Source organism: Rhizobium phaseoli (genome assembly GCF_003985125.1).
Classification (GTDB): Bacteria; Pseudomonadota; Alphaproteobacteria; order Rhizobiales; family Rhizobiaceae; genus Rhizobium; species Rhizobium phaseoli.
In genome coordinates this window covers 1-14,811 of sequence record NZ_ML133612.1, presented here as the reverse complement: position 1 = coordinate 14,811, position 14,811 = coordinate 1, and the positions used below count along the sequence as shown (strand labels likewise).

The window sequence follows — 14,811 nt, the reverse complement described above, 5'->3', positions numbered from 1 at the left end:
ACCATCAAGGCCTTTCACAAGCGGCTGCGCGACGCCGGCAAACCGCCCAAGGTCGCCATCGTCGCCGCCATGCGAAAGCTCATCATCATGATCAACACTATCCTCAAAAGACAAACGCCTTGGAACGAGCCGCAACAACACGGTTGCTGAGGCGCGGAAGCCGAAGGCTGGAGCCTCGAAGGGCATGCTCCAACGCTGCTCCTTGCCGCCATCAACGCTTGGCGCACCCGCCTCGCCCTTCGAGGCCCCTGCGGGGCACCTCAGGGTGAGGCTCTCTTGGGCGTCGGCGCCTCCGCGGCGACTATTCCGGCCGTCGCGCATCGAGCGGGGCCTCCAGCCTGAAACCGTCGAAACAGCGGCCGCCATGCCGCTCGAGTTCCCGGTCGGCCAGAGCCAGGAACCGCGCGCCATCACCCCCGACCGCCAGCCTGAAGGCCACGTCGAATTCGCTTGCCAATTGCGGATCGAGCTTTTTCATGAGCCGCGGCGCCCATTTTCCCCGTCCGGCCCAGGCGCCGCGTCCGAGCAGGATGAGATCAGCGAGCGTCTGGGAGAGCTGCGCAGCGATGGCGGCGATCTCCTCCGGCGGGCGGTTGCCGCGCAGATCATCAGCGAGATCGGTCACCTGATACCGTCGCATCTCATAACCCGCCCCGACAAGCGGTTTCGGTCCCGCCGCCAGCATTGCCGCCGCCTTTGCCTGGATGCTGCCCGCGCGCCCGGTATCCGCTCCGACGATGCGACCCGTGGCGACCATGTTGACCATGATAGGACAGCCGCTCTCGGCATCTGCATGGAGATAGTGCGCCAGCGTCTCTTCGTCGTGGATGAAGGCCTCGACCGGGAAGCCTTCATGCATGAAGGATTCCCGCCAGGCCCTTTCCAGCGACGGAAACACCACGACGAGATCGATGTCCGAAAACGCCGTCCCTTCGCCGCGCATCAGAGAGCCGGTGGCGTAAGCGAAAGCGGCCCCGGCGTAACGGTTGGCGACGCAGCGGTGGGCCGCGGCGAGCACCTGCTCGGCAAGATTGTCTCTTTGCAGTTCGTCCATGATCTCGTTCCTCGAATGCGGGGAGGCGAGCGGGCAAACAAAAACCCGCTCGTTTCCGGCGGGTTGGGTCTCGGCAGCAATGAACGGAAATTCAGTTCATGCGTCTGCCACCCACCGCCGAGGCGGTGGTCGTAGACGTCGAAACTGCAAACATCCTGTTCATGGCGGCGAGGATATCGCCCGGCAGCGATAACGTCAACGCGCCGAGAATGCTTCCCCGCCCCGCCGTTTTCCGTCTAAGATGAACACCAAGACTCGTTGAACAGGAAGAGCCCGCCCATGTCCGATCCCGCCACCGTCATCCCGCTTCCCAAACCGGTGCTGCTGCCGGTAGACGGCAGCGACGAGCGCTTTCCGGTGCGCCGCATCTATTGCGTCGGGCGCAATTATGCCGACCATGCGATCGAGATGGGCCATGATCCCAGCCGCGAGCCGCCCTTCTTCTTCCAGAAGAATGCCGAGAACCTGCTGCCGCCGGGCAGCGCCTTTCCTTATCCGCCGCTGTCGAACGACGTGCATTACGAGGTCGAATGCGTGCTGGCCCTGAAATCGGGGGGTGCGAACATCGAAGCCGAACGCGCGCTCGACTGCATCTACGGCTATGGCGTCGGCATCGATTTCACCCGCCGAGATCTTCAGGGTGAGGCAAAGAAACTCGGCCGTCCTTGGGAAGTGGCCAAGGCTTTCGAACATTCTGCGCCTGTCTCGGCGATCGTGCCGGCCAACCGCATCGGCCATCCCGGCGAAGGCCGGATCTGGCTGGAACAGAACGGCAAGCGCGTCCAGGACGGCGATCTCAACCAGATGATCTGGAAGGTGCCGGAGATTATCGCCGAACTCTCGAAACTCTTCGTGCTGGCGCCCGGCGATGTCGTCATGACCGGCACGCCGGCCGGCGTCGGCGCAGTCGCAAAGGGTGACCGCATCACCTGCGGCATCGACGGCGTCGCGACGCTGTCGGTCGAGGTCATCTGACCGGAGGAAATCATGCCGATCTGCGCTCTTGGCGGATTGACGCCGCAACTGCCTCCCGCCGGGCTGCATTGGATCGCCCCCGACGCCCATGTCATCGGTCAGGTCGAACTCGGCGAGAATGTCGGCATCTGGTTCGGTGCGGTGCTGCGCGGCGACAATGAGAAGATCGCCATCGGCGCCGGCACCAATATCCAGGAAGGCGTAATGGCTCATACCGATATGGGCTTCCCGCTGACGACGGGAAAGGGCTGCACCATCGGCCACCACGCCATCCTCCACGGCTGCACGCTCGGCGACAATGTGCTGGTCGGCATGGGCGCAACCATCCTGAACGGCGCCAAGATCGGCAACAACTGCCTCGTCGGCGCCAATGCGCTCGTCACGGAGGGCAAGGAGTTTCCTGACAACTCGCTGATCGTCGGGGCGCCGGCGCGCGTGGTGCGGGTGCTCGATGAGAAGGCTATCGAAAGCATCCGCCGCTCGGCGGAGAATTATGTGAAAAATTGGCAGCGTTTTGCGCGGGATCTGAAGCAGATCGGGTGATCGGTGGGGGCCGGTGGCCGCCCTGCCCATCGAGGCCCCTGCGGGGCGCCTCAGAATGAGGGCGGAAAGAAGCCGCGCTTGCCGTCCTGAGGACCGTCGCGGACCGGCGACGCTGCCGCCCCTTCACCAGAGACCGGGAACCCACCGCCAGCGCACCCGATCCATATACTCCTCGTACCCCTCGAGCCCGCGGCGCAATTCCATTTCCTCCCCCAGCGTCCTTCCAAACAGCACGATCGCCAGCAGCCCCGCCGGGATCAGCGCATAGAGCGAGCCGAGCGACAGCGCCATGCCGGCGCCGAGCACGATGGCGAAGGCATAGCCAGGGTGGCGGATGACGGCGTAAGGGCCGGTGTCGATCACCTTGTGGTCGCGGTCGGTCTGGATGCGCACTGTCGGCTCGAAATGCCGGTTGATCGATTGCGCCCAGGTCAGGCCGAGATAGCCAAAGATCATCAGGATATAGCCGGCGAGCACCACCCATTCGGATTGCGGCGCCCAATGGAAACGCCCGTCGTCGAACGCCCCGACCGGAAGAATGGCGGCAAAGAGAATGATCGTCAGTGTCGCCACCACCGCATCCCAGCGCTTAGTGCCCCTCTGATATCGGCTGCGCGCGGCAAACAGTTCGCGATTCGTCCGCCAGATCCAGACGATCGCAATTGCCGTCAGCGCAAGAAAGAGGCCGAGGAAGATCCAGCCGCGCGGCCAATCAAGCGTACCGGCCGGCCAAAAGAGTGCGGCAAACATCACCGCGACGGTTGTGGCCAGCGATCCGATCGATGGCGCGGCCGCCAATGAGCGGCTGGGTCGATTGTGCTGTTGCGTCATGACCATTCTCCGCATCATCGGGCCAAGCACCCGCGACTGCCGACAGCGGCCGCTACAGTCTGGCAACCCTATACGGAATTTAGGAGGCGAAACGCGCGCAACAACCCATGGGCGTCAACGCGGATCGCAGCGCCGCCTCCACCGTCAACAGCCGCGTCGTCCGCAACTGCCGTGGCGGCAATCGGAAATATCGCTGAAAAACCGCCTATTCGGCCGCTTCCATGAACTGGCTCGCGCCGGACGAGGCGGCGAGCGCCCGAACCCTGGCTTCCGTCTTGGCGATCAACTGATAGAATTCATCCTGCGCTTCGACATCCAGTTGAATGACCGCATTGACATCATCAGGCGTATCGCAAACACAGGCGACCGCCGAAATGGGACAGATGCCGCCGGGGTAACGCTTGCCGGTCCCCGTATAGGCGCGACGGCCCCACTGCTCGGAAAAGACCGTTTCCTCCCGATCGAGGTGGAGGATCGTTCCCTTGCAGGCAGTCACAATGGCCGCCTTGCCGTAAGCGAACCAATGATAGTTCAGCTTGCGGAGAATATATTTGCCAGTGATGTCTTCGCCAGCCAGTTCGGCTGGGTCTTCTATCATTCTGATCATGACGGCGTTCCTCAACGTCTGGGCAATATCCTTCAAGTCCTCTTGCGCGGCAAGTCAAAAAACGCTGCTTTTGGAGGTACTTAGTCACAAAGTGTTTCCGATTCTTACATCTTCCGCGCTTCAGGCCGCTTTTCGGATGCACAATTCTTCGTCGAATTTACCGCGACCTGCACCCGTTTCGGCCTCTCGCGCGCGCAGCAATGTTCATGCGCCTCTCCGCTCGGGCTTGAAATCTCCCGATAAAGGCGGAAAGCCGCACCGGTCTCCGCCGTTCGGCGGCATCGAGGAGACCGAGGAACGGCGCAGGAGACTTTCGATCCGCAAGGTGGGCCAGTTCGCAGTCGGGCGCGCCGGCTCGCCAGGCATGTTGGCGTTCGCACGACGCGCGGGGTTCAGGAGAATTCGCCGGCGCGGGGACCGGCAAGCGTCACCCGCCAGCCTGTTCGCGACTGAAAATCCTGGGTGGCCAAAAACGTATAGCCCGTCGTGCGCCAGAGCCTGACGGCGCTGGACAGATTGTCGAGCACGTAATCGCCACCGTCTGTGCGGGCAATAAGAACGACGTGATTTTGATCATGCGGGCCAATGACCACGGAAAGCGCCAGCCTGTTTGACGGAAAACCAGCGTCGATCAGGTCCTTCATCTTCTGAAGGGCATAGTCCTCACAATCGCCCCGGCCGGCAACCGGCAGAGACCAGACATCTCCGTGGGAAGACGGACGATCTTCCGCGGGAATGATGCGTCCATTGACGGCCCGATTGACCTTTTGAAGCAGCGCTATGCCTGCCGCGTCGTGCGGCTGTTGAGCCACCCCCCTGCCGCACAGCCACTTGTACTTGGCGCAGGCCGCCGCGAATCCGACGGGCGCGCCGATACTTCTCGTCACAGGCAAGGAGGATCCGGCAACAGCCTGAAAAGGCACCAGAAAGGACAAAATGGCGGCGAGAGAAAAGAGACGCTTCATAGCCGATTCCCCTTATTTCCACCTTTACAATAACATGGTCGGGATAAAAATTTATTAAAATTTTATACTTGCGAATTTAACCGTAATATCTAATGGAGACAGGTTAACCATCGTTTATTCTTTCTGTTAATAGACTGTTAGTATAAAAGCTCTCCCCATTAACACTCCGTTAACCTTGGGAGACGATTGAAATGAGCAGCAGAGCATCGAAATTCAGCGTCGCCGTTGCTTTCCTTATGGCAAGCAGCAGCTTGACCATGGCAGCCCCGACAGTCGTTAATTGCAACACCGCCGTGCGCGGCACGCTCGAATACCGGCTGTGCATGCCGACCAGATCAATTCCCACCGGCAGCAAATTCAACCCGAACGACAGCGATCGCAGCAGCCGAGGCATTGGCGGCGGCCAGAAGACATCGCGCACCGGTTCCACTGCCGCGTCCGGTGGCAATAGTGGCAGTGGCAATCAGGTTGCGAATGATGGCGGAAACGACACCGGCGATAACACCGGCAACAATACTGGCGACAATACCGGTGACAACACCGGCAACAATACCGGCGACAACACTGGCAACAACACCGGTGACAACACTGGCAACAACACCGGTGACAACACTGGCAACAATACCGGTGACAATCCTGGCAATAACACCGGTGACAACCCTGGCAACAACACCGGTGACAACCCTGGCAACAACACCGGTGACAACCCTGGCAACAACACCGGTGACAACCCTGGCAACAACACCGGTGACGACAACGACCATGGCCACGACCATCACGGCAAGGGCGGCAAAGATCACGATCATGGCAAAGATGGCCATGGCAAAGACCATGGTGGCAAGGACCGCGATCATCACGGCGACGACAAGGGCGGCGGCAAGGATCACGGGCACGGCAAGGACGGCCATGGCAAAGACAACCACGGCGGCAAGGAAGGTCACGGCAAGGGCGACAATGGTGGCTCTGGCAAGAGCGACAATGGTGGCTCCGGCAAGAGCGATAACGGCGGCTCCGGCAAGAGCGACAATGGTGGCTCCGGCAAGAGCGATAACGGCGGCTCCGGCAAGAGCGACAATGGTGGCTCCGACAAGAGTGATAATGGCGGCTCCGGCAAGAGCGACAATGGCGGCTCCGGCAAGAGCGATAACGGCGGCTCCGGCAAGAGCGACAATGGCGGTTCCGGCAAGAGCGACAATGGCGGTTCCGGCAAGAGCGATAACGCCGGCTCGGACAAGAGCGACAACGGCGGCTCCGGCAAGAGCGACAACGCCGGTTCTGGCAAAAGCGACAACGGCGGTTCCGACAAGAGCGACAATGGCGGCTCCGGCAAGAGCGACAATGGCGGCTCCGGCAAGAGCGACAATGGCGGCTCCGGCAAGAGCGACAATGGCGGTTCCGGCAAGAGCGACAACGCCGGCTCGGACAAGAGCGACAACGGCGGCTCCGGCAAGGGCGACAACGCCGGTTCTGGCAAAAGCGACAACGGCGGTTCCGGCAAGAGCGACAATGGCAGCTCGGACAAGACCGACAACGGCGGCTCTGGCAAGAGCGATAGTGGCGGCTCCGGCAAAGGTTCCGGCAAGGGCGGATCGAACTAAGCTTGTCATAGCAGAAACGCAAAAGGCGAGGCCGATCTCCGGCCTCGCCTTTCTTAGATCATCGGCTTGAAGCTCGATCGGCGGCCGTTGTCGTTCTGAAAAGAGACATGGCTGCAAACCTGGCGGGCTAATTCCAGATCACAGTCCAGCGATCGACTTGTGTATTGCCGCTCACGCTCGATATGAGTCTCATCCGCCAGACGCCCGCTCCCCGATTAATCCTGGGAACAGCGGGCCTGTGCCAGCAGGAGACTCTCATGGTCGAGGCGATTAACCCGATCTCCGCCACCGCCGCATCCGAGCCCACCAAGGTCGGCACCAGCACCTCGATCAGTTCGGAACCCGACAACGCCTGGGTCGCCGCCCGAAGCACAGCGCAAACGAGCTCATACCCCACGCGGATCTGGCTGCTGAAGAGGACATGCATCAACGCGAACGGATTGCGAGATCGCAGGAAGAGGAAGAAGCCGGCGAAACTGCGGAACAACCGACCTTATCAGGCGAAAGCGAGTGGATCGGCACCCGGAATTTCGACGATGACACGCCCTTCGGCGAGCGCGAGGCGATCGTTTAGTTTAGACGGCGGTCCGAACTCTCTTCCCGATGGAAAATCTGGACGGAGAACACCCAACCCATCCTCCATTCCTGTGCTCGTCACAAAATCCGGCGCGCCCAAGTCCTTGGGCGCGAGAGACGCTTTAAAAAATAATTAAATTATTCACCGCGCAGACGCGCGGTGGCTGGATTCCTGTAACGGGCACAGGAATGAGGTGGGGAGGTGAGCGCTCCGCGTCAAATTACGGTCAGCGCGATGGGATAAGATGCCATGAATACCTTGCTCTGGAACAAGTCGCTTACGCCGCACAAGCCTCGCACAGACCGCGGATCTCAATCGTCGTCTTCTCCGGCTTGAACTTCTGCCCGCGCACCCAGGCCATCAGCCGGTGGTCAACCTCGTGGTCGTGGAACTCCATCACCTGACCGCAGCTTTCGCAGATGGCGAAGGCGACGATGCCGTGACTATGGCAGTTCTCGCCCGGATGAGCGCAGGCGACGAAGGAGTTGATGCTTTCCAGCCGGTGCACGACGCCATATTCGAGCAGTTTCTCCAACGCCCGGTAGACCTGCAGCGGCGCGCGAAAACCGTGATCGCGCAGCTTGTCGAGGATCGTGTAGGCGCTGAGCGGGCCTTCTGCCTTTTCGAGCACGTCGAAGACCAGCGACTGGTTCTTGGTGAGTTGCGGTGTCGTCATGAACCTTGTCCTTGCGCGACCGCGCGATGCCGCCTGACGGGAAGCAGGCTGAGAATGAAGAGGACGAGCGCCGCGACGACGATCGAAGGGCCGGACGGCGTGTCATAGGTGAGCGAGCCGAACAGTCCGCCGACGACGGCGGCCGCGCCGATCAGCGAGGCGAACACTGCCATGATCTCCGGCGTCACCGAGAAACGGCGCGCCGCAGCCGCCGGAATGATCAGCAGCGAGGTGATCAGCATGATGCCGACGATTTTCATGGCAATCGCAATAACGACGGCCATCAGCAGCATGAAGAACAGCCGCGCCCGTTCGGGTCTCAGCCCTTCGGCCTCGGCAAGCTCGGCGTTGACGGTTGCTGCCAGAAGCGGCCGCCAGAGCCAGGCGAGCGCTACGAGCACGAACAGACCGCCGCCCCAGATCAGCGCGATATCGGTGGTGGAAACGGCAAGGATATCGCCGAACAGGAAGGCGATGAGATCGATCCTCACCCAGCTCATGAAGGCGACCATGACGAGGCCGATCGCCAGCGTCGCATGCGAGAGGATGCCGAGCAGCGCATCCGCCGACAGCGCCTGGCGCTTCTGCAGGAACAGCAGCAGCACCGAGACGAGAGCGGCGACGGCGAAGACGGCGAGCGTCAGGTTGAGCTCGAAAAGCAGCGACAGCGCCACGCCGAGCAGCGCCGAATGGGCGATCGTATCGCCGAAATAGGCCATGCGCCGCCAGATGATGAAGCAGCCGAGCGGCCCCGTCGTCAGCGCCAGCCCGACGCCGGCCAGGATAGCGCGCACGAAGAAATCGTCAAGCATGGCGGCCCTCCCCGCTGCGGGAATGGGCGTGTTCATGCGCGTGATCGTGCGCATGATGATCGTCATGGGCATGAGCGTGCCCATGCCCTTCATGTGCGTGCTCATGGGTGCCATGAGCGTGTTCGTGGGTGCCATGAGCGTGATGGCCGTCCTCGGGGTGGCAATGATCCGTTACCGAGCCATCGGCATGGCGAACGCGGCCGTCCGGCAGATGCGTATGGTCGTGATGATGGCTGTAGACGGCGAGCGTCTGTGCTGCCCGGCTGCCGAACAGGCGCACATATTCCGGGCTGCGGCTGACGGTCTCGGGCGTGCCGCGGCAGCAGACATGGCCGTTGAGGCAGATGACCGTGTCGGTCTCGGCCATGACGACGTGCAGATCGTGCGAGATCAGCAGGATGCCGCAGCCGCTGGCATTGCGGATCGATTTGATGAGGTCGTAAAGGGCGATCTCGCCGGAGAAATCCACGCCCTGCACCGGCTCGTCGAGCACCAGGAGATCGGGCTTGCGGGCGATGGCCCGGGCCATCAGCGCGCGCTGGAACTCGCCGCCGGAGAGATGCTGAACCTCGGCATCAAGCATATGGGCGATGCCGGCGGCTTCGAGGGCTGCGCCCATGTCGCGCTCCGGCAGCGGCCCAGTCAGCGTCATCAGCCGGCGCACCGTCAGCGGCAGCGTCCAGTCGATCGACAGCTTCTGCGGGACATAGCCGACCTTCAGACCGGCCAGCCGCTCCACCCTGCCCTCATCCGGTTTCAGCACGCCGATCGCCGCCTTGGCGCTCGTCGATTTGCCGGAACCGTTCGGCCCGATCAGCGTGACGATTTCGCCGCGCGAGACGGAAAACTCGACGCCGCGCACCAGCCAGCGGCCGCCGCGCAGGACGCCGACATTTTCGAGCGAAACCAGCGTTTCGCCCTTCTTGTTTGCGGGAGAGAGCATCAAATTTTCCGATAGCGCTGTTGCATCCTGCTATTGCACACGTTATAGCATAACGCAATTGATGTAATAACATAACATTTGCAATTCAAGCGGAGCACTTGATGAAACGCGCCCTGGGGACTGCCCTGGAAACGTCAGCCCTTAAATTCCCGACCCTCCTCTCCATCCCGGCCTTGGCAATCCCCGCTTTGCTCTTTGCCGGCACGATGCGGGCGGCCGACGCGCCTGTTGTCGTCACCTCGATCAAGCCGATCCATTCGCTGGTTGCGGCGATTATGCAGGGCGTCGGCGAACCGGAGCTGATCGTCGATGGCGCCGCCTCCCCCCACACCTACAATCTGAAGCCTTCGAACGCGCGCGCCCTGCAGGAAGCAAAGGTGATCTTCTGGACCGGCCCCGGGCTCGAAGCCTTTCTGGAAAAGCCACTGCAGGCGCTGGGCTCGAAGGCGAGCATCGCCGAGCTCGACAAGGCGCCCGGCCTCGTCAAGCTGCCCTTCCGCGAAGGCGGCGCTTTCGAACCGCATGACGACGGTGATGATCATGACCATGCCGGCGAAACGGGGCATGACAGTGATCACGAGCATGACCATGACCACGAGCACGGCACCTTCGACACCCATCTCTGGCTCGACCCGATGAATGCCAAGGCGATGGCCGCCGAGATCACCACGACGCTGGTCGCCGCCGATCCCGCCAATGCCCTGACCTATCAGGCCAATGCCAAGGCGCTCGACGACAGGCTGACGGCGCTGGACAAGGAGATCGCCACCACCGTCGCTCCCGTCAAGGACAAGCCTTTCGTCGTCTTCCACGACGCCTATCAATATTTCGAGCACCGTTACGGCATCCGCGTCGCCGGCTCGATCACCGTCAGCCCGGAAACCATCCCCGGTGCCGAGCGCGTCTCGGAAATTCACCGCAAGGTCGGCGAACTCGGCGCAACCTGCGTCTTTGCCGAGCCGCAATTCGAGCCGCGCCTCGTCAATGTCGTCATCGAGGGCACCAGCGCCAGATCCGGCGTGCTCGACCCCGAAGCGGCGACGCTGAAGGCCGGCCCCGATCTCTACTTCACCCTCATGCGCGGCATTGCCGGGAGCATGAAGGATTGCCTCTCCAGCGCGTGACTCCAACGCAACACTCTGGAAAGCACCGAAGCGGCAAAAGGCGGATGACCCCGTTCCGCCTTTTTTCGGCATGAGCTATGTAATGATATAACATATGCTTTTGATGAGGCTTCCATGGACAACAGACTTCCGGTCACCCTGCTCTCCGGCTTTCTCGGCGCCGGCAAGACGACGCTGCTGAACCACGTGCTCGCCAACCGCGAGGGCCTGCGCGTCGCGGTCATCGTCAACGACATGAGCGAGGTGAACATCGACGCCGCGCTTGTGCGCGATGGCGGCGCCAATCTCTCGCGCACCGAGGAGCAACTGGTCGAGATGACCAATGGCTGCATCTGCTGCACGTTGCGCGACGATCTCCTGAAAGAGGTGCGCGGTCTCGCCGAACAGGGCCGTTTCGACTATCTCCTGATCGAATCGACCGGCATCGCCGAGCCCCTGCCCGTCGCCACCACCTTCGAATTTCGCGATGAGAATGGCGAAAGCCTTTCCGACGTCGCAAGGCTCGATACGATGGTCACGGTGGTCGATGCCGCCAATCTTCTCGCCGATTACGCCTCCGCCGATTTCCTCGCCGACCGCGGCCAAACGGCGGGTGACGGCGACAACCGAACCATCGTCGACCTGCTGGTCGAGCAGATCGAATTCGCCGATGTCGTGGTGCTGAACAAGATCGGCACGGCAAGCGAGGATGAGCGCGACGCCGCGCGCAAGATCATCGTCGGCCTGAACCCGGATGCGAGGCTGATCGAGGCCGATTTTGGCAAGGTGGCGCTGAAGGACGTCCTCGGCACCGGCCGCTTCGCTATCGATAAGGCCGAGACCCATCCGCTCTGGTACAAGGAACTGCACGGCTTCCGCGAGCACGTGCCGGAGACGGAGGAATACGGCATCCGCTCCTTCGTCTATCGCGAAAAGCGGCCCTTCCATCCGGCAAGACTCCAGGCATTTCTCGACAAGAGCTGGCCAGGCGTGGTGCGCGCCAAAGGCTTCTTCTGGCTGGCGACCCGCCCGCATCATGTCGGCGAGATCAGCCAGGCCGGCGCGATCGTGCGTACCGGCAAGATGGGCCTCTGGTGGGCAGCCGTCCCGCGCGAACAATGGCCGCAGGAGCCTGGTTTCCTCAACGCCCTCGGCCCCTACATCGATCCCGTCTGGGGCGACCGCCGCCAGGAAATCGTCTTCATCGGCGCCGATCCGATGGACGAGGCCTGGATCAGGAGAGAACTCGACGCCTGCCTGGTCGACGGCGATGCCTTCACGCCGGAGCGCTGGCGCAACCTGCCCGATCCTTTCGCCGGCTGGAACAGGCAAGCGGCATGAAGGCGACGGCGATCAAACGCTACCGCTGCATCTGCGAGGAATGCGATCCCCTGCCGCCGATCGAGGGCCTGCATCCGTTGACGCATGATCGGGAGGCTGCGGCCGAAAGACCGAAGGGATTGCTCGGGATGATCGCCGAGCGGGTGATTTCGTCACGCCGGGAGTGACGATCTATCTGTGCAGGAAACGCGCCTGATTTTGCGCAATCCGCGTCCCTCTCATTCCCGCGTAGGCATGGAGCCAACCTGCAGGTCGTCTCGTTCGCGTCTACGGCCGACGCCGCTCGCCACAGAGCCTGCCCCTCCTTCGTCATGCTCGGAACTGTCCCGGGCATCTGCCTCCACTCCAATAAGGCAGCAGATCCTCGGCACAAGGCTGCACAAGGCCGAGGATGACGCCGAACGTGGATCGAAGCGCAAAACAAAAAAGTGAAGGGCGGCCGAAGCCGCCCTCCTCACCCGCCGATCAACGAACGACGATTACATTCGAAATGACACCGCTGGTGACGCCGATCAGCAGGAAGTCGTGATCGGCGCGAACCCAGCGATAGCCGCGCGGCGGAGGGGCGAGCCGGTAGCGGCGGTAGTCATTGACGTCGGAGAAGCGGCGCCGCTCGCTGGCGCTGATGCGGTGTCCCTTCTTCCAATGAGGCCGAACGACCGTTCTTTCGACGATCACCTTCTTCTGCACAACCACCGGCGGGCGGCGGAAATCGTCGGCGCTGGCCTGGGAGGCGACGATCGGCGAAAGAAGGAAGGAAGCGGAAAGAAGAGCTGCGAAGATCTTTTTCATGTGGGGTTCCTCGTGTTGGGCACGGGAGAAAACTAGGCCAGAAAAGATGAACCGAAACTGAAAGTTAAATTAAACTTCCGTAATGGAATCCGTAGTCTGCGAGGCGCGCTTTATATTTTAGTGGAAGCTTATGCATCAGCATTCGTGGCCGGACTCACCCTTCGAGGCCCCTCACGGGACACCTCAGGATGATGTCGGAGAGAAGTTGCGGTCTGCCGCATCGGAAAGCGCAGCTGCACGGCGCGCCGCTTAACCTTCAGCCGCACGGCACGCCTACTAGCCCTTATCCTGAGGTGCGCAGGCCAAGGGCTGGAGCCTCGAAGGACGGGGGTGGGTGATGAGGCGCCTCAGCTCCCACCATCGGAAGAATCCCGCCTGTGCCTTGCCAGCTGCGCGCGAGCGTGCAGTTTCGGCCTCGCACCAATTCAAAGGCAGGCAATGTTCATTTTTCCTGTGGCCGCCGAGGGCTTTTCCGCTCTCGCGGTGTCATCCAGCCGCAACCGTGCCCTGCTATGGGGGCGGCGATGAGTGCTCGTGAGGATGCCATGCCGATTGACGGAACTGCCGAGGGCTCCCCGCTCGAGGTGCTGCGCGTCTTCATCAAGCTCGGCCTCACCTCCTTCGGCGGGCCGATTGCCCATCTCGGCTATTTCAGGGACGAACTGGTGGTGCGGCGCAAATGGATCGATGAGGCGGGGTATGCCGATCTAGTCGCGCTTTGCCAGTTCCTGCCGGGGCCGGCCTCCAGCCAGGTCGGCTTCTCCCTTGGCGTCCTGAGAGGCCGTGGCCTTGCCGGCGGATTTGCCGCATGGTGCGCCTTCACGCTGCCCTCAGCACTCCTCCTCTTTGCTTTCGCGCTCGGCGCCGCCGCCTTCACCGGACCGCTCGCCGAAGGTCTCCTCCACGGGTTGAAGCTCGTGGCCGTCGCTGTCGTCGCGCAGGCAATCTGGGGAATGGCGAAGAGCCTGACGCCGGACCGCGAGCGCGCCGGCATTGCGCTGGCGGCGATCGCCATCGTCGTCTTCGTCGGCGGTTCCTTCGGCCAGATCGGCGCGATCGCGCTTGGAGCGGCCGCGGGCCTCTATTTGTGCCGCGCCGATGCACCGGCCCTTGCCGGTCGTCTCGGCTTTCCCGTATCGCGCCGCGCCGGCGCGGTCGCCCTTGTCCTCTTTGCCGCCGGCTTCCTCGTCCCGCCGCTTCTCGCCAATCTGACCGGCCTTCAGGGGATCGCGCTTTTCGATGCCTTCTACCGCGCCGGCGCGCTGGTCTTCGGCGGCGGCCACGTCGTGCTGCCGCTGCTGCAGGCGGAGGTCGTAGCACCCGGCTGGGTGACGAACGAATCCTTCCTTGCAGGCTACGGCCTCACGCAGGCGGTTCCCGGGCCGCTCTTCACCTTCGCGGCCTATCTCGGCATGGTGATGACGCCGGCACCGAACGGATCGGCGGGCGCCATCATCGCGCTTATCGCCATCTTCTTGCCGGGCCTGCTCCTCGTCTACGGCATGCTGCCCTTCTGGGATGGGTTGCGCACCCGGCCGGAGATGCAGGCCGCCATGCGCGGCGCCAACGCCGCCGTGGTCGGCATTCTCGGTGCCGCGCTCTATAGCCCGGTCTGGACCAGCGCCGTGCTTTCCCCGCCGGATTTCGCGCTGGCGCTTTCAGGCTTTCTGCTGCTCACCGTCTGGAAGGCGCCGCCCTGGATCATCGTCCTGCTGCTTTCGGCTGGCTCAGCGCTCCTCGGCGTGGCCGGGGCGTGACCCGGAAGATCGGATTCGATTTTCGCGGGAAATAAGCGCAGATTCGAAAGGATGGAGCGTGCCGCGCGCCTTTGGGCAGCCGCGCCGATCGCTCTAGATGTGGAGCCTCCACAGGTTGTCCTTGATCAGGCCGAGTCTACTGACGGGCGGTTTGGATTGTAGGCTGCCGTGCGGGCGATGCCAATTGTAACGGTGGAGCCAGAGCGGCAGGTCGGCGGCGCGCTGCTGCGAGGTTTC

16 protein-coding genes and 2 pseudogenes are annotated in these 14,811 nt (G+C 62.5%); 9 read left to right on the top strand and 9 right to left on the bottom strand.

Annotated elements, in window-relative coordinates:
- A pseudogene (locus EFD56_RS33405) lies at nt 1-150 on the top strand (IS110 family transposase); the annotation flags it as partial.
- 151 nt (nt 151-301) lie between these two features.
- On the opposite strand, the gene EFD56_RS31855 reads toward EFD56_RS33405, so the two are convergent.
- Entirely contained in the window at nt 302-1,054 is a 753-nt protein-coding gene (locus EFD56_RS31855) for a nucleotidyltransferase domain-containing protein (RefSeq protein WP_126907112.1), read from the bottom strand.
- A 279-nt stretch (nt 1,055-1,333) separates the two neighbouring features.
- Between EFD56_RS31855 and EFD56_RS31850 the strand changes: the two genes are divergently transcribed.
- Together EFD56_RS31850 and EFD56_RS31845 are read left to right on the top strand one after the other, a co-directional pair.
- On the top strand, nt 1,334-2,029 hold the full coding sequence (locus tag EFD56_RS31850) for a fumarylacetoacetate hydrolase family protein (protein WP_126907111.1): 696 nt from the start codon (nt 1,334-1,336) through the stop codon (nt 2,027-2,029).
- A gap of 12 nt (nt 2,030-2,041) precedes the next feature.
- On the top strand, nt 2,042-2,572 hold the full coding sequence (locus tag EFD56_RS31845; protein WP_126907110.1) for a gamma carbonic anhydrase family protein: 531 nt from the start codon (nt 2,042-2,044) through the stop codon (nt 2,570-2,572).
- A gap of 123 nt (nt 2,573-2,695) precedes the next feature.
- Here EFD56_RS31845 and EFD56_RS31840 read toward each other — a convergent pair whose 3' ends face one another.
- The 3 genes from EFD56_RS31840 to EFD56_RS31830 form a co-directional block, all read right to left on the bottom strand.
- Nucleotides 2,696-3,403 carry a methyltransferase family protein gene (locus EFD56_RS31840; protein ID WP_126907109.1) on the bottom strand — a complete coding sequence of 236 codons (708 nt, stop codon included), beginning with the start codon at nt 3,401-3,403 and terminating at the stop codon, nt 2,696-2,698.
- Between the two features lie 205 nt (nt 3,404-3,608).
- Nucleotides 3,609-4,010, bottom strand: a complete 402-nt coding sequence (locus tag EFD56_RS31835) for a hypothetical protein (protein WP_004675508.1) — start codon at nt 4,008-4,010, stop codon at nt 3,609-3,611.
- Nucleotides 4,011-4,402: 392 nt separating this feature from the next.
- On the bottom strand, nt 4,403-4,975 hold the full coding sequence (locus EFD56_RS31830) for a transglutaminase-like cysteine peptidase (protein ID WP_126907108.1): 573 nt from the start codon (nt 4,973-4,975) through the stop codon (nt 4,403-4,405).
- Nucleotides 4,976-5,166: 191 nt separating this feature from the next.
- Here EFD56_RS31830 and EFD56_RS33400 point away from each other — a divergent pair, with 191 nt between their 5' ends.
- Both EFD56_RS33400 and EFD56_RS33635 read left to right on the top strand, forming a co-directional pair.
- Complete coding sequence (locus EFD56_RS33400) at nt 5,167-6,573, top strand: putative sodium/potassium/calcium exchanger (RefSeq protein WP_245440658.1); 1,407 nt, start codon at nt 5,167-5,169, stop codon at nt 6,571-6,573.
- 257 nt (nt 6,574-6,830) lie between these two features.
- Nucleotides 6,831-7,147 (top strand): annotated as a pseudogene (locus EFD56_RS33635) (hypothetical protein).
- Nucleotides 7,148-7,427: 280 nt separating this feature from the next.
- Here EFD56_RS33635 and EFD56_RS31810 read toward each other — a convergent pair.
- Genes EFD56_RS31810 through EFD56_RS31800 form a run of 3 tightly spaced genes read right to left on the bottom strand, consistent with a single transcriptional unit; the run spans nt 7,428 to nt 9,581 of the window.
- On the bottom strand, nt 7,428-7,826 hold the full coding sequence (locus EFD56_RS31810; RefSeq protein WP_004679676.1) for a Fur family transcriptional regulator: 399 nt from the start codon (nt 7,824-7,826) through the stop codon (nt 7,428-7,430).
- Entirely contained in the window at nt 7,823-8,638 is an 816-nt protein-coding gene (locus EFD56_RS31805) for an iron chelate uptake ABC transporter family permease subunit (protein WP_012484378.1), read from the bottom strand. Before EFD56_RS31805 ends, EFD56_RS31810 begins: the two co-directional genes overlap by 4 nt.
- Nucleotides 8,631-9,581, bottom strand: a complete 951-nt coding sequence (locus EFD56_RS31800; RefSeq protein ID WP_126907105.1) for an ATP-binding cassette domain-containing protein — start codon at nt 9,579-9,581, stop codon at nt 8,631-8,633. The genes EFD56_RS31805 and EFD56_RS31800 overlap by 8 nt, the downstream gene beginning before the upstream one ends.
- 101 nt (nt 9,582-9,682) lie before the next feature.
- On the opposite strand from EFD56_RS31800, the gene znuA reads away from it, so the two are divergent.
- The 3 genes from znuA to EFD56_RS32875 all read left to right on the top strand — a co-directional run bounded on the left by znuA (nt 9,683) and on the right by EFD56_RS32875 (nt 12,192).
- Nucleotides 9,683-10,705 carry a zinc ABC transporter substrate-binding protein ZnuA gene (znuA, locus tag EFD56_RS31795; RefSeq protein WP_126907104.1) on the top strand — a complete coding sequence of 341 codons (1,023 nt, stop codon included), beginning with the start codon at nt 9,683-9,685 and terminating at the stop codon, nt 10,703-10,705.
- A 114-nt stretch (nt 10,706-10,819) separates the two neighbouring features.
- The gene (gene zigA / locus EFD56_RS31790; protein ID WP_126907103.1) at nt 10,820-12,025 is read left to right on the top strand and encodes a zinc metallochaperone GTPase ZigA; all 1,206 of its coding nucleotides are present in this window, start codon (nt 10,820-10,822) and stop codon (nt 12,023-12,025) included.
- Nucleotides 12,022-12,192 carry a hypothetical protein gene (locus tag EFD56_RS32875; RefSeq protein ID WP_010006004.1) on the top strand — a complete coding sequence of 57 codons (171 nt, stop codon included), beginning with the start codon at nt 12,022-12,024 and terminating at the stop codon, nt 12,190-12,192. The genes zigA and EFD56_RS32875 overlap by 4 nt, the downstream gene beginning before the upstream one ends.
- A 298-nt stretch (nt 12,193-12,490) precedes the next feature.
- Here the strand turns inward: EFD56_RS32875 and EFD56_RS31785 are convergent, their stop codons facing one another.
- On the bottom strand, nt 12,491-12,817 hold the full coding sequence (locus tag EFD56_RS31785) for an RcnB family protein (RefSeq protein WP_126907102.1): 327 nt from the start codon (nt 12,815-12,817) through the stop codon (nt 12,491-12,493).
- A 524-nt stretch (nt 12,818-13,341) separates the two neighbouring features.
- Here EFD56_RS31785 and chrA point away from each other — a divergent pair.
- On the top strand, nt 13,342-14,574 hold the full coding sequence (gene chrA, locus EFD56_RS31780) for a chromate efflux transporter (protein ID WP_126907101.1): 1,233 nt from the start codon (nt 13,342-13,344) through the stop codon (nt 14,572-14,574).
- Nucleotides 14,575-14,667: 93 nt separating this feature from the next.
- Here chrA and EFD56_RS31775 read toward each other — a convergent pair.
- Nucleotides 14,668-14,811 (bottom strand): integrase core domain-containing protein (locus tag EFD56_RS31775; RefSeq protein WP_164736888.1); only part of this gene is annotated, 144 nt, incomplete at its 5' end.

Coding starts and splice junctions, on each gene's coding strand:
- EFD56_RS31855 (WP_126907112.1), bottom strand. CDS start 1,054: ATGGACGAACTGCAAAGAGACAATCTTGCCGAGCAGGTGCTCGCCGCG.
- EFD56_RS31850 (WP_126907111.1), top strand. CDS start 1,334: ATGTCCGATCCCGCCACCGTCATCCCGCTTCCCAAACCGGTGCTGCTG.
- EFD56_RS31800 (WP_126907105.1), bottom strand. CDS start 9,581: ATGCTCTCTCCCGCAAACAAGAAGGGCGAAACGCTGGTTTCGCTCGAA.
- EFD56_RS33400 (WP_245440658.1), top strand. CDS start 5,167: ATGAGCAGCAGAGCATCGAAATTCAGCGTCGCCGTTGCTTTCCTTATG.
- EFD56_RS31830 (WP_126907108.1), bottom strand. CDS start 4,975: ATGAAGCGTCTCTTTTCTCTCGCCGCCATTTTGTCCTTTCTGGTGCCT.
- EFD56_RS31810 (WP_004679676.1), bottom strand. CDS start 7,826: ATGACGACACCGCAACTCACCAAGAACCAGTCGCTGGTCTTCGACGTG.
- chrA (WP_126907101.1), top strand. CDS start 13,342: ATGAGTGCTCGTGAGGATGCCATGCCGATTGACGGAACTGCCGAGGGC.
- znuA (WP_126907104.1), top strand. CDS start 9,683: ATGAAACGCGCCCTGGGGACTGCCCTGGAAACGTCAGCCCTTAAATTC.
- EFD56_RS31835 (WP_004675508.1), bottom strand. CDS start 4,010: ATGATCAGAATGATAGAAGACCCAGCCGAACTGGCTGGCGAAGACATC.
- zigA (WP_126907103.1), top strand. CDS start 10,820: ATGGACAACAGACTTCCGGTCACCCTGCTCTCCGGCTTTCTCGGCGCC.
- EFD56_RS31840 (WP_126907109.1), bottom strand. CDS start 3,403: ATGACGCAACAGCACAATCGACCCAGCCGCTCATTGGCGGCCGCGCCA.
- EFD56_RS31805 (WP_012484378.1), bottom strand. CDS start 8,638: ATGCTTGACGATTTCTTCGTGCGCGCTATCCTGGCCGGCGTCGGGCTG.
- EFD56_RS31785 (WP_126907102.1), bottom strand. CDS start 12,817: ATGAAAAAGATCTTCGCAGCTCTTCTTTCCGCTTCCTTCCTTCTTTCG.
- EFD56_RS32875 (WP_010006004.1), top strand. CDS start 12,022: ATGAAGGCGACGGCGATCAAACGCTACCGCTGCATCTGCGAGGAATGC.
- EFD56_RS31845 (WP_126907110.1), top strand. CDS start 2,042: ATGCCGATCTGCGCTCTTGGCGGATTGACGCCGCAACTGCCTCCCGCC.